The sequence below is a fragment of the Rosistilla carotiformis genome (assembly GCF_007753095.1).
In the GTDB taxonomy this organism is placed as follows: domain Bacteria; phylum Planctomycetota; class Planctomycetia; order Pirellulales; family Pirellulaceae; genus Rosistilla; species Rosistilla carotiformis.
In genome coordinates this window covers 4022260-4041168 of the sequence record NZ_CP036348.1, presented here as the reverse complement: position 1 = coordinate 4041168, position 18909 = coordinate 4022260, and the positions used below count along the sequence as shown (strand labels likewise).

The following is an 18909-nucleotide window of genomic DNA, read 5'->3' as shown; positions in this document are numbered from 1 at the left end:
CACCTCCATGCCGCTAGCGCCTCCGGTGGCGGGGGGCAGCGGGATCGCAGCGGCGGCGATCGAAACGAGCGCATCGGACGATCCGCACGAATCCACGCTGCCTCTGCTGAAGCGGTTCCTACGCGACGCCCGCATGCCCAGTTGGTTGGTCAGTGGTTTGTTGCACGGCGGCGTGCTGTTGTTCCTGGCCCTTTGGACGATTGTCGAAACGAAACACGACCTGTTCACGCTCCAGGGGAAATTGGAACGAGAGGATCCGACGCCGATCGAAATCACGCCCCCTATGGATCGGGCCGTGGTGGAGATTCGCGAAACCGAAGCGATGCCCGATCATGCGATCGTCGCGGCACTCGAAGCGGTGGAATTCGAGCAACCCGAAGCGCTCACTGCGACCGCTCCGACACAGCCGCTGGACGCCATCCGTCAAATGATCGACGGTTTGCAGCAGCCCTCTTCTGGCATGCCACCGCTGAGGATGCGCGGGAACGCGGGAGTCGAAGGGCGTGTCGAAGGGAAGCGGCAAGAACTGGCGAAGCAGTATGGTGCGAGCGAAGCGAGCGAGCTGGCCGTCGAAGCGGCATTGGATTGGCTGGTCGCCCATCAACAGAACAACGGCTCGTGGGATTTCGATCTTTCCAAAGCGCCGTGCAACGGGCAGTGTCGCAATCCACGAACGAATCCAGACGGCCAAGCGACACCGAAGACAGCCGCCACCGGATTGGCGCTGCTCCCTTTCCTAGGCGCCGGTTACACGCATCAAAGCGGCAAACACGCCGAAACGATATCCAGAGCGATCTATTACCTGCGCGGTCAGATGCGGGATGCCGCGCAGGGACGTGAGCTGATGCATGGCAGCATGTACGGCCACGGAATCGCCACATTGGCGATCGCCGAGGCGTATGCGATGACCAAAGATGCGGACCTTTACGACATGCTTCGCGATCTGCAGCAGTACATCGTGATGGCGCAACATGAAAAAGGGGGCTGGCGTTACCAACCGGGCCAACCCGGCGACATGACGGTTACCGGCTGGCAAATCATGGCGCTGAAGAGCTGTCAGATCGGCGGGCTACCGTTTCCAACCAACGTCCACGCGCGGGCGGAGGATTTTGTCACCAGCTTGGGCAGCCAGCAGGGGACGCGGTTTGGATACCTCGAACCGGCGGCCGAAGCGACGCCGACAGCGGTTGGATTGTTGCTGCAAATGTATTTGAACAAACCGCCCGGCGACGCGGCGATCATGGAAGGTTGTCATTATCTGTTCGAACTGGGGCCTTCGAAAACGAACGTCTACTTCAACTATTACGCCACGATGACGCTGCACCATGCGCGGTACTACGGGTTCCCCGAATGGAACGCCAAGCTCCGCGATTTCCTTGTCAAAACGCAATCGCAGCGCGGCCATGAACGGGGCAGCTGGCACTTCACCGACCGCTTTGGCAGCGTCGGTGGACGGCTTTACAGCACCGCGATGTGCGCTCTGGTGCTGGAAACCTATTACCGGTACTTGCCGTTGTGGGAGGAAGGGGACTTCCCGTTGTAGTCCAAAAGCAGGGAAGAACCTATACTTTGCAAGCGTTTGGAAATACAATCCCCAGCCCGGCGCTGGTGGTCCAATCGCCGCAGACCCCTCCCTATTTAAACTTCATTCAATACGTCGCTCATGTCGCTGCAAATTTCAATCAACGGACAATTGGTTCCTAAGGAAGACGCCAAGATCAGCGTTTTCGACCACGGGTTGCTCTATGGCGATGGCGTGTTTGAAGGGATGCGAAGCTACGCCGGAAAGATCTTCAAGTTGGACGATCACCTGGATCGGCTGTGGGATTCGGCGCAAGCGATCTGTTTGGAAATCCCGATGCCGCGCGAGGAAATGGCCGAGCATTGCAAAGCCACGCTGGCAGCCAACAACATCATCGATGGCTACATCCGCTTGATCGTGACCCGCGGTGCCGGATCGCTGGGACTGGACCCGAACCGCTGCAGCAATCCGCAAGTCATCATCATCGCCGACAAAATCTCGCTGTACCCGGCCGAGTATTATGAACACGGCTTGCATTTGGTGACCGCATCGACGATTCGCAACCATCCGGCGGCGCTGAACCCACGCATCAAGTCGCTGAACTATCTGAATAACATCATCGCCAAGATGGAAGGGCTACAGGCCGGCTGCGTCGAAGCGCTGATGCTCAATCACAAAGGGGACGTTGCCGAATGCACTGGCGATAACGTCTTTATCGTCAACAAGGGCGTTCTCTCAACGCCGTCGACCGATTCGGGAATCCTGGAAGGGATCACTCGGAATGCCGTGCTAGAAATCGCCGACCAATTGGGAATTCCCACCCGCCAGGCGACGCTGACCCGGCACGATCTGTTTGTCGCCGACGAGTGTTTCCTGACCGGAAGCGCCGCCGAAGTGGTTCCCGTGGTTCAGTTGGACAACCGTACGATCGGCGACGGCAAGCCTGGACCGATCACCAAGCGGCTGTTGGAAGCGTTTCACAAGTTGGTTCGCCAATAAGCTCGATCGAATCGATCCCGCCGACACCGCCGGAGCGCTTGCGTCTCGGGCGGTGTCGCGTTTCCAACGAGTTCATCCGGCCCCCTGTCGGATGCTGACGTGCCCTTGGCGTCCCAGCACGATGTGATCCAGTACGCTAATCCCGATCGTCTCGCCGGCGGATTCCAACCGCCGCGTCACGGCAAAGTCTTCGGGACTAGGGCTCGGGTCGCCCGAAGGGTGATTGTGGACCAAGACGATCGATTGCGCCGCGTCTTTGATCGCGGCGCGAAAGACTTCGCGGGGATGGACCAGACTGGCATCCAACGTGCCGACGGTGATGCAGTGCGTATCGATCACTTGGTTCTTGGTATCCAGCGTGACGATATGGAATTCTTCGCGTCGCATGTCGCTGACCAAACGCGCGAAATGTCGGCGGCAGAAGGCAGCCGCTTCGGCGGTGCTGCAGATCTTCGTCGTCGCCGGTGCTTCGGACATCGCGGCTATCCGCCGTCCCAATTCGATCCCCGCCATGATCTGGCAGTAGGCAGTCTTTTCGACAGCCGGACTGATCGATTTCAGTTCCCCGCGACCGGCCGTAGGCAATCGATCCAGTTTTTCCGCGAACTCGTTGGCTAGACGCTCTCCCGCCATCATCGCCGATTCTCCTGGCCGACCGCTGCGCACGAGAATCGCGAAGAGTTCGGCGGTCCGCAAGTTTTCAGCGCCCTGTGCCAACAACCGCTCTCGCGGTCGATCTTGCTGGGGGGCCAGTTTGATTTGATTGCCAAACAGTTTTTCGTCCAGCCATTTGGCTGCCGAAAACTCGCCCAGCCCCGTGTTCCATCGATACAGCGTCTGATCGGTCGCGGTCGCTTCGCGCAGCAACCAGCCTTGCCCCACCAGTTCGTTAACGACTCGCGTCACAAAGCCTCGTTTTTCCGGATCGCAGGCGCGGTGCACCGCAGCGATTGGAAACGCATCGTGTGCGGAAACCCTTTCAATCACGGGCAGGTAACGTTGGTACCGGCGTGTCGTGGAATCGGATCGCTGTTTCGGAATGGTCATGGTGTTATCGATTGTTACGAATCTACCGCTGGATGCAAGCGAATTCCTTTTGCGAACCGATGGGGTGCGGGTTTTGCGGGATATGCGCTTGTTAGGTTGCGTTTTGCGATCTGGCAAACGTTTCCGAACAAATCGGTTGTATCCGGGGGCGATGCCCCGCCGATCAAATCCTTCGGGAGACCGTCTCGTCGTGCGATGCCAACGCGGTTGCGTTGGAGTGCGAACGGCGGTCGCTCGCGACGGACTTAGGCAGCGAAAGGATTCGATTTCATCGCAGTTGGAACCTGTGTTTCCACTGTGAATCAACCTCCAGATAGGAGAGATGGTATGGTCGCTGCATTACCGGAGTTTCTGTTGGTGTGCGAGACGCGTTTGGATGAAGAGGACCGCCATCATTGGCGGTTCAGTTTGGAGACGATTTTGGGACAGAGTGTCGTTGAAGCGAGTGATCATGAACCGTGTGATCTCAATCGATTGGCGTTGTGGTCTGTCGTTCGCGGACTGGAGGCCCTTGATGGGCCCAGTTGCGTAACGATGATGTGCAGCAACCGCTACGTGATTCATGGACTCCGCAACGGTCTGTCGGGTTGGCGAGAAACGCGTTTCAACTGGGATCATTTTGGCCGCATGGTTTCGATTCCCAATGCCGATTTGTGGCGGCGAATCGACCGAGCGTTGGATATCCATCAGGTCAGTACGTGTTGGTTAAGTGCCGCGTTTTTGTCGCAAGGACGAAATTCAGCGCGGATGCCCGAATCGCGTCCTGCACCGTTGGATCGGATCCGCAAATGGCTCGCAGGCCAAGCGGTTGCCGACACGCCAACGTTTGCCGTCGCCTGATCCTAATGTCGCATCGGCAGCCATTGAGACTTGGAGTGCGGCGCTCGATCGCCGCACTCCGAGAACCGGACGTCGAAAGATCACGCTGAGAATTTACTGTATTTGCAACGCAAGACGACGGTCCGCCCGCTATCAATCGCATCGCAAGGCTGCGCTGCTAAGGGCATTTAATCCGCGGAATCTGGGTTGCAACCTTAACCAAACCCCTTGCAAATTTGACGTGAACGCGTCGAATAGCATTGGATGCCTCTACCCCCCTTTCGTTTAACGCGAGTCACCTTCGATGCACACTCAGGTCCCGCTTGATGGAATCGGACGCCTGGTCGCCGGGCGTCATGAAAACCCTGCTGAACTGCTCGGTCCGCATCCGGTAGAATACCAGGGTCGCAAAGCGATCGCCGTGCGGGCGTTTGTCCCCGACAGCTCCCAGGTCTGGTTGGTCGATCAGCCCGAAGAATCGCCACGGTTGATGCGTCGGTTGCATCCAGCCGGTTTTTACGAAGCCATTTGCCCGCTCGACAACGAAGCCGTTTCCCCAAACTACCGCTTGAAAGTCGCCCATAATTCGGGCGAAGTGACCATCATGCCTGATCCATACGCCGTTGAACCGTTGTTGCAAGAACTCGATCGCTACCTGTTGGGTGAAGGTCGGCATTACGAGCTATACAAGCGTTTGGGAGCTCAGATTCGGACCGTCGGCGGCACCTCGGGTGTGAACTTCAGCGTTTGGGCGCCCAATGCCAAGACGGTTCAGGTGGTTGGCGATTTCAACAATTGGGACGGCGGCAAGCATGCCATGAAGGTCCATCCCAATCTGGGCGTTTGGGAATTGTTTATTCCTGAGGTGAAGGAAGGGGATATCTATAAATTCCGCATCCTCCAGCAGGATGGCGTATGGAACGACAAGAGCGATCCGTTGGGGTTTGCCGCCGAACTACCGCCGCGAACCGCGTCGATTGTGACTCGGTTGGACACCCACAGCTGGCAAGATGATACGTGGATGGAAAGCCGCCGCGAATCCAACCAGCTGGAAAAGCCGTTTAATATCTATGAAGTCCATCTTGGCAGCTGGCAGCAAGGGGGCGATCAGGAGCACGGTTGGTTGAACTACCGCGACCTGGCTCATCGGTTGGTCGACTATTGCAAGGAAATGAACTTCACCCACTTGGAACTGATGCCGATCAGCGAGCATCCGTTCACCGGCAGCTGGGGCTACCAAACGGTCGGTTATTTCGCCGCCACCAGCCGTTACGGTACGCCGGAAGATTTCATGTACTTCGTCGACCATTGCCACCAAAACGGGATCGGCGTGATCTTGGACTGGGTTCCCGCCCACTATCCCAAAGATGGCCACGGGTTGGCCCATTTCGATGGATCGGCGCTGTACGAACATGCCGATCCACGGCAGGGCGAACATCCCGACTGGGGCACAAATATCTTCAATTACGGACGTAATGAAGTCCGCAATTTCCTGATCTCCAACGCCCTGTTCTGGCTCGACAAATACCACATCGACGGGCTTCGCGTCGACGCAGTGGCGTCGATGCTGTACCTGGATTACAGCCGCGAAGCGGGCCAATGGATTCCCAACCAACATGGCGGACGCGAGAACATCGCTGCGATCGACTTCCTGCGTGAATTTAATGTCGTGGTCCACGAGAAGTTCCCCGGAGCGGTCACGATTGCGGAAGAATCGACAGCGTGGGGCGGCGTTTCGCGGCCGACCTATGACGGCGGTTTAGGTTTCACGTTTAAGTGGAACATGGGCTGGATGAACGATACGTTGGATTATTTTCACAACGATCCGATCCACCGCAGCCATCACCACAATGAACTGACGTTCAGTCTGATCTATGCCTTCACCGAAAACTTCACCCTGCCGCTGTCGCACGACGAAGTGGTGCATGGCAAGGGAGCGTTGTTGTCGCAAATGCCCGGCGATCTATGGCAGAAGTTCGCCAACTTGCGGCTGCTGTACTCCTACATGTGGACGCACCCCGGCAAGAAGTTGCTATTCATGGGGGGCGAGTTTGGGCAATGGAACGAATGGAACGAAGATGGTCCGATCCAGTGGGAACTGCTTGATTTCGACACCCATCGCGGCATCCAAAATTTGGTTCGCGATCTGAATAAGCTGGTGATCGAGAATCCCGCCATGCATCACGATGATTTCACCGCCGCCGGCTTTGAATGGGTCGACTGCATGAACGCCAACGACAGCGTCTTGGCCTACGTTCGCAAAGCCGATGGGTATGGCCCCGCGCTGATGGTCTGTGCCAACTTCACCCCCGTTGTCCGTAAGGGCTACCACGTGGGGATCACGCAGAGTGGTCGTTGGACGGAGGTGTTTAATTCGGATGCGGAGGCTTACGGCGGCAGCAACATCGTCAACCCCGGCATGACGCAATCGTTGGGCATCCCGCACCACGGCCGTACCGATTCGATTAAGATCGATCTGCCGCCGTTGGGCATCGTGGTGCTGAAGCACGAAGCGTAAGCGAGCCGGTTCGCCAGTGTCGCCGACGCGTGCTCCCGCGCGTCGGCCCGTAGGAACGCAGGCCGCCCGGGGCTCAATTGCTCTCGACGATCCGCACTTCGTACAGCTTGGGCCAGTTTTTTCCGGTCACAAACAACCGTTTGGCGTCGCGATCGTATGCGATCCCATTGAGCACATGCTCGCGAGTTGGCCGTTGGTTTGCCGGCCAGAGGCTGTGCAAATCGATCCAACCCAAAACGCGACCGTCGACCGGAGAGATTCGGGCGACGGAATCGTTGTACCAGACGTTGGCAAAGATCTCTCCTTCGACGAACTCCAATTCGTTGAGGTCGTCGATTCGGCGTCGGCCATCGTGCACGATCACTTGCCGGATTTCCTTAAACGTTTCCGGATCGAGGAATCGCAGCCGCGATGATCCGTCGCTCATGATCAGATGGGTGCCATCGTGGGTCAGCCCCCAGCCTTCGCCTGCGTAGCGGAGCGTCTTGCGATGTTGGAAGGTTTCGCGGTCGAAGACAAACGCCCGACGCTTCTTCCACGTCAATTGGATGATCGAGTCTTTCCAGACGGTAATCCCTTCACCGAACAGATCGCGGTTCAGGGAGATGCTTTGCAACACGTTCCCCGTCGGTAGATCGACACGACGCAACGAACTGCTGCCATATTGCCCCGTCCCTTCGTACATCCGGCCATCGGCAATCGCCAGACCTTGGGTAAACGCTGCCGCATCGTGCGGGTACGTCGCGACCACTTCAAAACTGGAGATCGGTGTCGCGGTCGTTTGATTAGCGGACAAAAGAATCGCCACACATCCCAACGCCATCAGGCCGACAGCTCCGGTCAGCAGCCAGCGGTAGGCCGACCAGCCTGCCGATGGCAGGGGACGCTTGTTTTCAGAGGGGGCATGGGACTCGGTCACGGGCACAACTTCCTTTCTGATCTTTTTCGCATGATCTATTACATCCGGCAAGCGAAGTAAAGTGAAGCCGGGCAAATTGCGGCACTTGCGTCGCCGATCATCACCGATCCAGCGGCATCGGTCTCGCGTGAACGCTTGGTTGCTCTGCTTTTCTGGTCGAGTGGAACCGCTGCGAAACGGGGGCCGGGAAGTGTGTAGAACCTTTTTCTGAAAAATCATCAAATCTCTGTCCGGCCTGCGGTGGCGATCGGTATCCATGTTTCAGACAGGCTGTTGAAACGCTTGCAACAAAAAAACAACTTGGGAGAGAAACGATGTTTTCGCACACACGCAACTTAGGGCTGATCGCATTGGCCGTGGGCATGATGATCACCGCGGGCGGCTCCGAAGCGGACGCGGACTACGGCTATGGCCAACGGCAGTATTACAGCAGTTGGTCGTACCAGCCAACGCAATCGTACAGCTACACGCGTTACTATTACCGCCCCACGGTTACGTCGAATTCCTACAGCTATCACTACTGCATTTCGTATCCAAGCCAACCTCGGTATGTCTACTACTACAACCCAACAAGCCAAGTGTATTGGGGCCGCTACGATTTGGAAGGCAAGAAAGGAGCCGAGTATTCGTTGCTGGCCGAAGCCGACCGCAAGAAAGACTTGAAAGCGATTCCCGAGTCTGCGTTCCCGACTCCCGGTGCGATGCCCGCGATTCCCGATTCGAAAGATGGCGTATCGATCGAACCGATTCGCACCAAGCCGGGCGACAAGCCTGAGGATCTTCCAGCGACGAATTAGTTGCCGTTGCCACTGTCGGCAATCCGCTAACCGCAGTGTTCTGAATCTCCGTGCTTGAGCTTTTTGCTCCAGCACGTCGTTGCAATAACGATCTCAACGCGTCTACGATTCGTCGTCGGTTTCCAGAATCAGTTCGATCGGTTCGGTTTGCGCTTCGGCAACCTCGACAGAAAGTCCGCTGGTGTAGTAGTCGGCGTAGCGACGGGGAACCGTGTTTCCGTGGGCATGGGCCGATTTTGCGAGGTCTTCGGTCAGCACGATTTGGACGACGACGACTTCGTACGATCCCGGTGGTAGACCGATCTCGCCAGCTTGGTTGACGGGCTGGAATTCGCCACCGGATGAGATGCGACTTGCAAATCGTTCCTTGTCGCTTAGCCTGCGAAATTCGATACTCCCCGACCTAACAGGCTCGCCGTCGTCGAATCGCACGATGCCCGAGGTTGGACCGATCGGGGGCCCGCATCCTATCGACGTGAGCAACAGGATGCAGCCAATCGCGACCAGGAACGCTGCTGACGTGGAAGCCTTCACTGCATCAACTCCACGACGCGTGCGTCCCCGCGGTTGGCCAACGATCCGAGAGTCTTCGTGTCGGTCGTTGGACTGAACATCCGCACGCTGCCATCGACGAGGGCGAAGTGGACGCCGGCGGGATGCCAGCTGCCAAACGAAAACATGTCGGCCAGCACGTCGCGGGGACCGCTGGCCAGTCGCAGACCCGGCCCCGCCAATCGGCAAGAAGCTGGCAGGTGATCGCCATCGTAAGCGGGAGAGTCTTCGGGGAACTGAGCGAGACCGTCGAGTGGGACAAACTTCTCACCAAACAGGAAAGTGCTTGAGGTTCCATCGCTGACCGAGGCCATGCGGATACGATCCGACGGACCTATTGCTTTTCCATCTTTGCAAGTCGGATGGACGCTAATGATGACTCCCGTCCCATTGCCGCCGTAATAGAAGTCGGTTGGAGCACCGGTGGCTCCGGGAGTCAGGTCGCCATGGTTTCCTGCATAATCGCAGAGCGCTCCGGGAACATCGACGGCGACATCATTGGTGCGTGGCGGAATCGGGCAACCGCAGGGCAACCGTCCGCCGCCTCCATCGACCGTCGTCCGCAAGTTCCGCGTCCCGATCGGTTGCGTGCCGGAGCGTCGCGAAGGACATAAGAAAATGTCGGGGACAACCGTCCGTACACTTTCGTCGTGTTCGTGCCACGGTTTGGAAAACTCCCATTGATCGCCGAGCGAGACTTGTTCGATGAATGGCATCACGCGGGCCAACCAAGTTGGCGTTTCCAAACCGCATTGATTCGATGGGGCGGCATCGGGACGCGATTCATAACGCGCCGGCGGAAAGTAGCGGAACACATCGTGGTGCATGTGCGTCGCAACGGCCAATTGCCGCACGCGGTTCGCACAATCGGTACGCCGCGCCGCTTCCCGCGCAGCCTGCACCGCTGGCAACAGCAAGGCAACCAAGATACCGATGATCGAAATCACAACCAGCAGCTCGATGAGGGTAAAGCCGAGGCGCGTATGAGGCGTTTTCATAGATTTGGTCCAGAGCTTCGTTTGCAGAAGGATTCCGGTCCGACCGCAGAACAATATTGTTCACCGATCGCGGCGGTGGGCAAAACCGGCAGATATCGGCGTTTTAAGCAGCGAATAAGTGGATTTCTAGTTTAACCGCAGTACCGTTCAAAGAAGGAGCCTCGGACCATGGAAAGAATTAGCGTTGGGACGTAGTGGACGAGGTTACGAGTCCCAGCGATTGGGGCTGATGCAAAAGGACTCGTAGCCTCGTCCACTACGCTTTGTAGAACGGAGCCTCGGACCGTGGCTAGAATTAGCGTTGGGACGTGGTGGACGAGGTTACGAGTCCCAGCGATTAGGGTTGTTGCAAAAGGACTCGTAACCTCGTCCACTACGCTTCAATGAACGGAGCCTCGGACCGTGGAAAGAATTAGCGTCGGGACGTAGTGGACGAGGTTACGAGTCCCAGCGATTTGGTCTGATGCAAAAGGACTCGTAGCCTCGTCCACTACGCTTTGTAGAACGGAGCCTCGGACCGTGGAAAGAATTAGCATCGGGACGTAGTGGACGAGGTTACGAGTCCCAGCGATTGGGTCTGATGCAAGAGGACTCGTAACCTCGTCTACTACGCTTTGTGAAACGGAGCATAGCCAATACGATCTGCATAATCCGACGAAATCATCCGGAACACTAAACCTTTCTCGCCTCGCAAAACCTACGATGGATCGCGAAAGCTTTGCACCCAACGCGAATTGGTCGCAAAAATTCCCCGCACCACCGCCTTCACCTCTTCCGGCTCGTAGGGATCATGCTCCAATTCGTGTTCCAGCAGCTCCAACTTCTTGCGGATCAGGTATCCCTGCATACTCTGGTATCGCCGAAGTTCACCGCGACGCAGGAACGCTCCCACCTCGAGCCGCCGGCTCCATTCTTCCCAAACCGGCAACCAGAACAACGCATGATCTTTGTCGCCGCTGTTGGCTGCCGACAAACACTCGCTGCGAGCCAACGCGATTTCCTCCAAACATTCTTCGGGCGAGGGATAATAGGCGTAACAGGCGACGACGCTCAGAGCGACCAAACCGGCAAGCATCGTCGCTCCGATGACGCCTCGCGGCACCAGGATGTCGAATCCTCGCGGCGGAGCTGCTTCGGTTGGTTCGGGCGCGGTCGTCACCAAACGTGCCTCATCGATCCCCAATCCCCGCAATATCAATCCGACCATCGCCAGCAGGGCGACAAAGCCAACGGCGATGCTGCCAGCGATATCCAAGTGTTTGTCGACCGCTTCCTTCGCCTTCGCCCAAAGGTTGGCCTGATTGGGAGCAATGGGATTGGCGTAAATATCAAACGCATGGGTATGCCCCGCCGGTTCGACTCCCGGCGGCACGAGCGGTTTGTTGATTCCGTAAGAGATACATAGAACGATCAATAGCAAGCCGGTCATCCACGTGGCGGCCGCCTTCCATCCGTAATGTTTGCCAAACCAATACGGTGTGGCCAGATTCATCCCGGTTCCGAGTATCAGCAACGTAAAGGCGGCGCCGGGACTGTTGGCGTGTTGGAACATCATCCCCAATTGGCTCATCGCCAGCATCGGTGTCGCGTAAACAGGAACGGCGACAAACAACATCGTCAACGGTGCGAAGGGATCATCGCGTTCGACACTGTGTTGCATCGCACCGTAGGGCAACACCACGGCCAACAGGCCAAGGCCCAAGAGTGCCAACAGCGTCAATGCCATCGGTATTCCGGTGGCATCGTGCGACATCTGAACGACCATCGCCGCCAGACGGCGCGGGCCAATCAAACTGAGGTCGCCGCTGTCGGAGGCCGGCGTTGCCTCCTCCGCATGTTTGCGTCGATCCAAGGCATCCCACAACAACCCCAACGCGGTTACGATGATCAACGATCCGACGGCAAACAGGATAATCACCAGCGGGCGACTGAGCGTCAGACCGTATAACAACGACAACGGATTAAAGAGCGGAGCGGACAAAGCGAATGCGGACAACGCTCCCGGTTTGACTCCCGATCGACGCATCTGGATCAGGATCGGCAACACGCCGATCGAACAGACCGGCAGCAACATGCCGATCAACCACGATTGGGGAAGCGAGCGCAGCGAATCGCCGCCAAACAGCCGCCGCGTGCCATCGCGGCCTAGGTAGTAGCGAAGGATCCCCGCGATCAACAACCCAACCAATAAGGTCGGTGCGACCGCGATGAAGCCTTGCGCGATACGAACCAGTCCGCCGACAAACATTGCTGAGGGAGAATTCATAGCGAGGCTCCTTGCGGCGACGGGATGGGGGCGGGAAGTTTTGCGATCGCTTCTTCGATGAGTTCGCAAAAGGCAACGGTTTGCTTGCGATTGGCGTCGGTCAATTCGTTGCCGCTGGATCGAAGATTCGCCATCAGCGATTCCGCTGCATTGTCCAACGGAATCCAGTCCTTTTCCGGCAGATCCGTATCGGCGGCAATCTCAGGAACCCAGCTGACGATATCCGCAATTTCAGCCTCCGCCTGTTTCGCATCGGCCGTTTCGTCGGCGGACGCGTCGAGCCGCTGGCGCAGCTTGACCGCAGCGTCGGCAAAATCGTCGGGCCAATGTTCGGCCACTTCGTGGTCGTGTTCAAAGAGCGACGTCTTGGCGGTTTGTTCGTCGCCACATCCCGCCAACAACAGGAGTCCCGTTAAGACGATGCCGTTGCAAATTGTTTGGAAACGCATCACTTATACTCCGGAGCGGGGACGGAATTCATGATCCGATCGATCGCGTTGTCGACGGTTTCGCCGCGGGTGAGCAAACGGACCGAAAGAACGGGCTGAGCGACATCGGCGACATCGGTCGGGGTGACAAAGTCGCGTCCTTTTAACATCGCCCACGCTTGAGCGATCGCTTGCCAGCACATCATGCCACGCGGGCTAACGCCCAATTCGACCGATTCGTCCGCGCGACTCGCTTCGACCAGGTCGATCAGGTAGTCGGCGACGCGGGGATGTACGGCGACCGATTGGGCCTTCTGCTGCAACCGTTGCAGATCGTTCAGCGAAAGCGGCGAGCTTGCTTTGCGATCCTCGCCGTTGTTCGCTCCATTGGAATCGCGGACCTCGCGTTGCAGGATCTGTCGCTGGGCCTCGCGGTCGGGGTATCCGATCCGCAGCTTGATCGCAAACCGATCCAGCTGAGCTTCGGGCAATGGATAGGCACCGTGGGAATCGATCGGATTCTGAGTGGCGATCACAATAAAGGTGGGGGACAGCGGATGCGGATTCCCGTCGATCGTGACTTGCCGCTCCGCCATCGCTTCCAGCAGCGCACTCTGCGTACGCGGAGTCGTCCGATTCAACTCATCGGCCAACATCACGTCGGCGAACACCGGGCCGGGATGGAATTCGAACTCGCGCGACTTCTGGTTGAACATACTGAAGCCGGTGATATCGGCGGGCATCAAGTCGGGTGTGCATTGCACACGGGATAAACGGCCGTGAATCCCATCAGCGATCGCTTTGGCAAGCGTGGTTTTGCCCGTTCCTGGAAGATCATCCAACAGCAGGTGCCCGCGCGACAGCAGGCATGCAATGACTAGATCGATCCGGTCTTCTTTGCCTAAGAGAACGCTGCGAAGGTAATCGCGTAGCGGCGCAACGTCGGGGGGCGAATCGGGATCGGACGGTTGCGTGGACGGAATCGTATCGGCGGACGCGTTCATGACGTCGCCTCCTTGGATAATGCGGTGATAGTGCGGACGTGAAGAAGATCGACCAACCCGGTCGCATCGTGGTCCGTCGGTTCGTTGCCGTGACCGAAGAACAAGCGGTCGGCGGCATCAAAAAACTTTTCTGTCGCGTGGGCGATCGTTGCGTCGGTGCGTGTCAGTTGCTCCAGCCAGGCTCGCTGAGACCTTCCAACCGGTCGACGCTTACCGGCCAACCGGGCCCGCGCTTCGATGATTCCAATCGCCAAACGAGTTCGATGGCGCGGACGAAGCCAACGACCAAACGTCCAGATCACGGTCAACAGGCAGTCGCCCCAATAGGATCGCGAAAGGTACCCGATCACCAGCGCCAACGCCCCGCCGACGAAGGTGGTCCAATAGGTCGCGGCAAACCGTTGGGCAACTAGCCGCCACGAAGGGCGATAGTGAGGTTGTTGGAAACCGGGGGTCGGTTCGATCTCAAACCACCGACCGTCCTCCAATTGCACTTCCGCCCAAACATGGACATCTTGCGGCAGAACGGAGGAATGACCCGCAGAGATGTCAAACGCATCGGGACGCACGTAGAAACCGGTGACCAGGCGAGTCTGCATACCGATCTGTCGCGCCAGCAGTGCCGCAGTGGTGGCAAAAAGGTGATCGCCGCCGCGACGCGACTGGAGGAAATTCGACAACGATGTTGCGCTCGATTCCCCATCGCGGGCGTAGGTGAATTCGCTGCGAAGGTGCGATACGATCAACTGCAACTTTTCGTACGTGTCGGTTTCGTCGCCGACAATATTTTTAACCAGCCGATCGATCTCGGGGACCACGGCGGCTGGCGGTTCTCGCACTTCAAGGCCGTCTCGGATTTCATCCTCCACCAATCCGAGGCTCGCCACGTGGACAACCGTCAGTGGCGGAACGCGCTCGCGGCCAGGCATGAAGAAACAGCCATCCTCGGAGAGTCCCAAGAAGTCCTGTCGATCGATCTCCTTGATGTGGATTCCGGCAGTCAGCATGGGAACGGGGAGACGCAGCGAATCGAGACGAATCACCTTCAGCAAGCCAACCGAAGCGGCGTCGGGATCGCGCGACAGCACGCCTCGCAACACCGGATCGAAGAACCAGGTCGCCTCGTCGATTACGACAGGCGTCAACTTTTCGTTTTTCAAATCGGCCGTCTGAGACCAATCGCGGCCGTCGAAGGTGTCATAGCGATGCATCGCCAATCGGATGCCAGTGGGACCGTCCCATTGGACCACGCTGGCGTCTTTGGCATCTTTGAAATGATGATGCTTTTTTGGGGGCAGCCGATCAGTCGAGAAGGTCCCGCCACCCTGCTCGCTCTTAGCATTGCGTTCATGCGACTGGATGAAGTTGTCGGGCCCCATCGCCTGGGCCCGTTCCTGCTTTTTGTTTTTCTTCTTTGGCTCGCCGATCATGTCGTTGAACATGTCGAACAGCGACGATTCGGTCGATTCGAGCATGATGTCGCTGTCGACGGCACCAAACGATTCGGCATGATCTTTGGCAGCGATCGCCGCATCGCCTGTTCCCACGCCGCCACGTGCTGCGGGGTCGGACCATTCGCTGCCGCCACTTGTCGGCATCAGACCGAGCGTCAGCCGCTGCAGTCCCGCGCTACTGTCCTTGACCAGATACGCTCCGACAGCCAACACCAACAACGTGACGATCATGATCTTTGGACGCAGCGACCAGGTCCGCTGAACCGAATCGGGCATCGCCAGGTCGAGTCGTTCCCAATGGTTGGCGATCAAGTGCCAAACACAGGCGAGCATCCACAGCAACGGCAAGGCGACGGCATAATCGGAATCCGAGATCGATGCGCTGAACAAGACCAGGAATCCACTGAGGATCAGCGACAGCGAACGCGTTTGATTCGTGCGGGCCGCAATCGCCATTGCGAGCGAAACCGCGCCAAATGTTGTTAAGGCGGACATCTCAAACGCGATCGGCGAACCGATCATGCGGCCGACGATTGCGAAGACCACCGGTAGGACGCCCAACGCGACGGTGGCGGTATCGATCGATCGTCGCGCTCTTATCCCGTTGCCACCGAAAGCGCGCACGCCTTCAGCGACCAGAAAGGCGATCGCTAGCGCTGCCATCTCCGCTGGGAACCACGCCGCCGATTCCACGTAGCAGCGCAGAGGAACGACCGAACTGATTGCTAACACCGCCAAAGCGATCGTCTCGGTGCGTCTACGCGACCAAGTTGACATCGCGCACCTCCGTCCAGAACGAAAGCAACTGCTTCGCCAAGCCGCGATCGCGATGAATCATGCGGTGCGAGTGACCGTCGGCGGAACGGGGATTGACCGCCGGATCGGAAACACAAACGGTAATCTCCGCATCGCGACTCGAAGCGATCGCAATCGTCGCTCGGTTCCGCGATGGATAATGCATGGGAGCGTCGCGCTCTCCTTCGGCGGGGACCTCCGCCAACGCGTCCATAATTTGCACGAACCCATCCCAGCCGCGCCGCACCTGAACCGAATTCTTGCCGATGTGAACGCGCAACGGGACGGCCGATTGGTGCAGGTTCGCAAGTAGACTGGCAGCGACGCGAATCCGATCGGCCAATGGCTCGCGTGCCGATCGCCCGACGTCGACGATCACGTCGACACTTGGGCACTGCGGACCGCTGCGTTCGGTGACAACAAGATCTCCCGACCGCGCCGTCGCGACCCAATTGACCTGTCGTGCGCTATCGCCGTGACGGTATTCGCGAACACCCAGGAAATCACCGCTGCGACCACTGCGGTTGCCGTCCCCCGATTCGGCAGCGCGGCGTCCCGTCATCGCCGTGCTTCCGGCAACCGGATAGACCTTGGGCCAGACGGTGACGGGCGATACGTTTTTCAGCTTCCGCTTGGCGGTCCAAATCCCGAAGGGAAAGGAACATGTCAGCAGGGCGTCTTCGTTGGGATAGCGGCCTCGCAGTTCTGGGCGGATCGAAAACCGATAGGTCGAGATCGCCAGGCCGCGAACAAACGCGAGGGCGACGGTGGGAACTGCCGCTTCGGCGTCGCTGTCGCATCGCCGATCCAAGAAGCCTTCGACCGCTAAGCCCCAGACAGGAATCGGCAACCGGTTCCGTACGGCCAGTTGCAGTTCGCAGGGATCCCCTTCATGGACTTGCGATTGGCTCGGCTTCAGCGAGCTTTCGACCGCGCGGACGGCAACCGCTGGCCAGGCCATCCCGACAACAATCACTGCAGCGAGCGCCGCGGCGAGAGTCCATCCGATGGGAGCGAGGTAGATTCCAACGATCACGCTGATCGCGGTGGCGAGCGCAAACCAGCCCACCGGTTCCTTCAACCAATACAGATATCGATTCGCCCAAGGACAGAAGTCGGTCGTCAGCAATCGCGACAGCCGACTGGGTTCTTGGGACACAACAAGGTCAAACGACATGACGTACGCACCTTCGGTACGAGGATCATTCAGAGCGGATTGTCAGCTTGGAATAAGCCGACACGAGCATTCGCACATCAGCCAAAACAATGGCTGCGCACGTTCACGCGCTCGGAGGTCCTCGGACAGAAAGTCCGTTCAAAGAAAGCGATTCGATCGACACCACGTCGCGGCGAAAACGAAGACGTTCGGTTGCCAGCGGCGTCCAAACGATCGTATCGGCGTTTGCGATCGCGGCAAAACGCGATGCGAAGAAGCTTTGGCAGACACTGCAGCGATCCGAATCGTGTTCGGGGGTCGCATCGGAATCTGGATCGGATTCTTCGTCGGTTGGACCGGAATGGCAATGATGCTGGCAACCGCAAGCATGCGTTGCCGCGGCGGCGGGATCTGCGGAGGCAAGATCCGATGGATGACAGCAGCCGACGTGCAACCAACCGGCGACATTGCTCAGCAGCAGCGCCGCGAGCAGAGCGTAAGTCGTCAGGATCCGCCGAGAAGCCAAGGTGGGTAAACCATCGATGATTAAGAAACAGCGGACGCCAGACACGACGTCGCGCAAATGTTGTTCAACGGTCCGACCAAGGATGTTGTGATTGTTTATCAAACATACGGCTTGTCAGGCAACACGGTTCGGATCCGCGACGGTTTCATGACAGCTTCATCGAAATTTTTGCATCGCAATACGAGTCTCCGTCCCCACACTTGGTGAAGTCTTCCAACGTGCGCAGGTGAAGCCGTCGACATCCAATTTGACCTTGATGTTTTCCGGCGAGCCTGCGGTGGCGAGTCGCGGATCCGAAGCGTTCACGTCGGTTGCTTGCCACCGCTATCGTCCCAAAAACTTTTTCGTCGACTTGACGAACCCGTATTGTTGGTTCATCGTAGGAAACGCAACAGTCTTTGGTCGGACCATTTTGCAACTCACCTCACTCTAGAAAACGAAACGTCCACGATGTATTCGTCGGTCCGGCCTTTCTTATCGAGCATGCTCTGCTGCGTGATTGCCTTTGGGCACACACCGGCATGGATGCACGTGGCCACATGCGACGGCGATTGCAAGGTCGTGGACGCGGCGATTGTTCAAGCCCGTTCGGTTTGTTCGCACGGCTGCGATCATCACGTTGTCGCCCACGAATCGACGGACAACTCCGCCGACTCTCCTTCATCGGCACCGGCTCAAGATCACGATTCCGATACCTGCGTGATCTGCCAGTCGCTAGCCAACTCCTGTGGTCCTGTTTCGCTCGATCTGCAGCTGCTTGCACCTGAATATGCATGCGAGCCAGCCTACGAACTTGCGACCCCATTGCCGATCGACGCTTCGATCGCAATTGCCCAACCCCGTGGACCGCCTGCTGCGGCCTGATCGCTCCCATCGTCTTCGGGCGACTTGAGGTGTCTACCTCGGTTCGCGCGAGCGTGTCTGCTTGGAAGCCGATCCCACGATGATTCTATCCCAATTGGATTAACTGGGCTCGCCTTGCGCGCACCACGACTTTGCATGGGTGCCATGACACTATGTCCCGCCGCGCGCGGCGTGTTCGGTCATACGGTCCGACCAAACCCGATCGGTCTCGTCTGCGCGGTGGGGCGCTTTTGAAATTTGCTGCG

16 protein-coding genes are annotated in these 18909 nt (G+C 58.1%); 6 read left to right on the top strand and 10 right to left on the bottom strand.

Annotated elements, in window-relative coordinates; translation table 11 throughout:
* Positions 1 to 7 precede the first annotated feature (7 nt).
* Together Poly24_RS14590 and ilvE are read left to right on the top strand one after the other, a co-directional pair.
* The gene (locus Poly24_RS14590; RefSeq protein ID WP_145096625.1) at positions 8 to 1543 is read left to right on the top strand and encodes a prenyltransferase/squalene oxidase repeat-containing protein; all 1536 of its coding nucleotides are present in this window, start codon (positions 8 to 10) and stop codon (positions 1541 to 1543) included.
* Between the two features lie 120 nt (positions 1544 to 1663).
* A complete protein-coding gene (ilvE, locus tag Poly24_RS14585) occupies positions 1664 to 2521 on the top strand; it encodes a branched-chain-amino-acid transaminase (protein ID WP_145096621.1) in 858 nt (285 codons plus the stop codon).
* Between the two features lie 72 nt (positions 2522 to 2593).
* Here the strand turns inward: ilvE and radC are convergent, their stop codons facing one another.
* Complete coding sequence (radC, locus tag Poly24_RS14580; RefSeq protein ID WP_145096617.1) at positions 2594 to 3568, bottom strand: RadC family protein; 975 nt, start codon at positions 3566 to 3568, stop codon at positions 2594 to 2596.
* A 327-nt stretch (positions 3569 to 3895) separates the two neighbouring features.
* Here radC and Poly24_RS14575 point away from each other — a divergent pair, with 327 nt between their 5' ends.
* Positions 3896 to 4408, top strand: coding sequence for a ribonuclease H family protein (locus Poly24_RS14575; RefSeq protein ID WP_145096614.1), 513 nt, complete (start codon positions 3896 to 3898; stop codon positions 4406 to 4408).
* Between the two features lie 283 nt (positions 4409 to 4691).
* Positions 4692 to 6905: a 1,4-alpha-glucan branching protein GlgB gene (gene glgB, locus Poly24_RS14570; protein WP_145096611.1), complete on the top strand. Its 2214-nt coding sequence runs from the start codon at positions 4692 to 4694 to the stop codon at positions 6903 to 6905.
* A 73-nt stretch (positions 6906 to 6978) separates the two neighbouring features.
* Here glgB and Poly24_RS14565 read toward each other — a convergent pair whose 3' ends face one another.
* A complete protein-coding gene (locus Poly24_RS14565; RefSeq protein ID WP_197451916.1) occupies positions 6979 to 7824 on the bottom strand; it encodes a glutaminyl-peptide cyclotransferase in 846 nt (281 codons plus the stop codon).
* Positions 7825 to 8138: 314 nt separating this feature from the next.
* Between Poly24_RS14565 and Poly24_RS14560 the strand changes: the two genes are divergently transcribed.
* On the top strand, positions 8139 to 8621 hold the full coding sequence (locus tag Poly24_RS14560; RefSeq protein WP_145096607.1) for a hypothetical protein: 483 nt from the start codon (positions 8139 to 8141) through the stop codon (positions 8619 to 8621).
* A gap of 102 nt (positions 8622 to 8723) precedes the next feature.
* Here the strand turns inward: Poly24_RS14560 and Poly24_RS14555 are convergent, their stop codons facing one another.
* The 8 genes from Poly24_RS14555 to Poly24_RS14520 form a co-directional block, all read right to left on the bottom strand.
* Positions 8724 to 9155, bottom strand: coding sequence for a carboxypeptidase regulatory-like domain-containing protein (locus Poly24_RS14555; protein WP_145096604.1), 432 nt, complete (start codon positions 9153 to 9155; stop codon positions 8724 to 8726).
* Complete coding sequence (locus tag Poly24_RS14550; protein WP_145096600.1) at positions 9152 to 10171, bottom strand: DUF1559 domain-containing protein; 1020 nt, start codon at positions 10169 to 10171, stop codon at positions 9152 to 9154. The genes Poly24_RS14555 and Poly24_RS14550 overlap by 4 nt, the downstream gene beginning before the upstream one ends.
* Before the next feature lie 697 nt (positions 10172 to 10868).
* Positions 10869 to 12437 carry a permease gene (locus tag Poly24_RS14545; protein ID WP_145096596.1) on the bottom strand — a complete coding sequence of 523 codons (1569 nt, stop codon included), beginning with the start codon at positions 12435 to 12437 and terminating at the stop codon, positions 10869 to 10871.
* The gene (locus tag Poly24_RS14540) at positions 12434 to 12886 is read right to left on the bottom strand and encodes a hypothetical protein (RefSeq protein WP_231753147.1); all 453 of its coding nucleotides are present in this window, start codon (positions 12884 to 12886) and stop codon (positions 12434 to 12436) included. Before Poly24_RS14540 ends, Poly24_RS14545 begins: the two co-directional genes overlap by 4 nt.
* Positions 12886 to 13869 (bottom strand): AAA family ATPase, encoded by a 984-nt coding sequence (locus Poly24_RS14535; protein WP_145096593.1) that lies wholly within the window; start codon positions 13867 to 13869, stop codon positions 12886 to 12888. Before Poly24_RS14535 ends, Poly24_RS14540 begins: the two co-directional genes overlap by 1 nt.
* On the bottom strand, positions 13866 to 16100 hold the full coding sequence (locus Poly24_RS14530; protein ID WP_145096589.1) for a transglutaminase-like domain-containing protein: 2235 nt from the start codon (positions 16098 to 16100) through the stop codon (positions 13866 to 13868). Before Poly24_RS14530 ends, Poly24_RS14535 begins: the two co-directional genes overlap by 4 nt.
* Positions 16081 to 17295 carry a DUF58 domain-containing protein gene (locus tag Poly24_RS14525; protein ID WP_145096585.1) on the bottom strand — a complete coding sequence of 405 codons (1215 nt, stop codon included), beginning with the start codon at positions 17293 to 17295 and terminating at the stop codon, positions 16081 to 16083. The genes Poly24_RS14530 and Poly24_RS14525 overlap by 20 nt, the downstream gene beginning before the upstream one ends.
* Before the next feature lie 103 nt (positions 17296 to 17398).
* Entirely contained in the window at positions 17399 to 17902 is a 504-nt protein-coding gene (locus Poly24_RS14520) for a hypothetical protein (protein ID WP_197451915.1), read from the bottom strand.
* 348 nt (positions 17903 to 18250) lie between these two features.
* On the opposite strand from Poly24_RS14520, the gene Poly24_RS14515 reads away from it, so the two are divergent.
* Entirely contained in the window at positions 18251 to 18664 is a 414-nt protein-coding gene (locus Poly24_RS14515) for a DUF2946 domain-containing protein (protein ID WP_145096578.1), read from the top strand.
* Positions 18665 to 18909 lie beyond the last annotated feature (245 nt).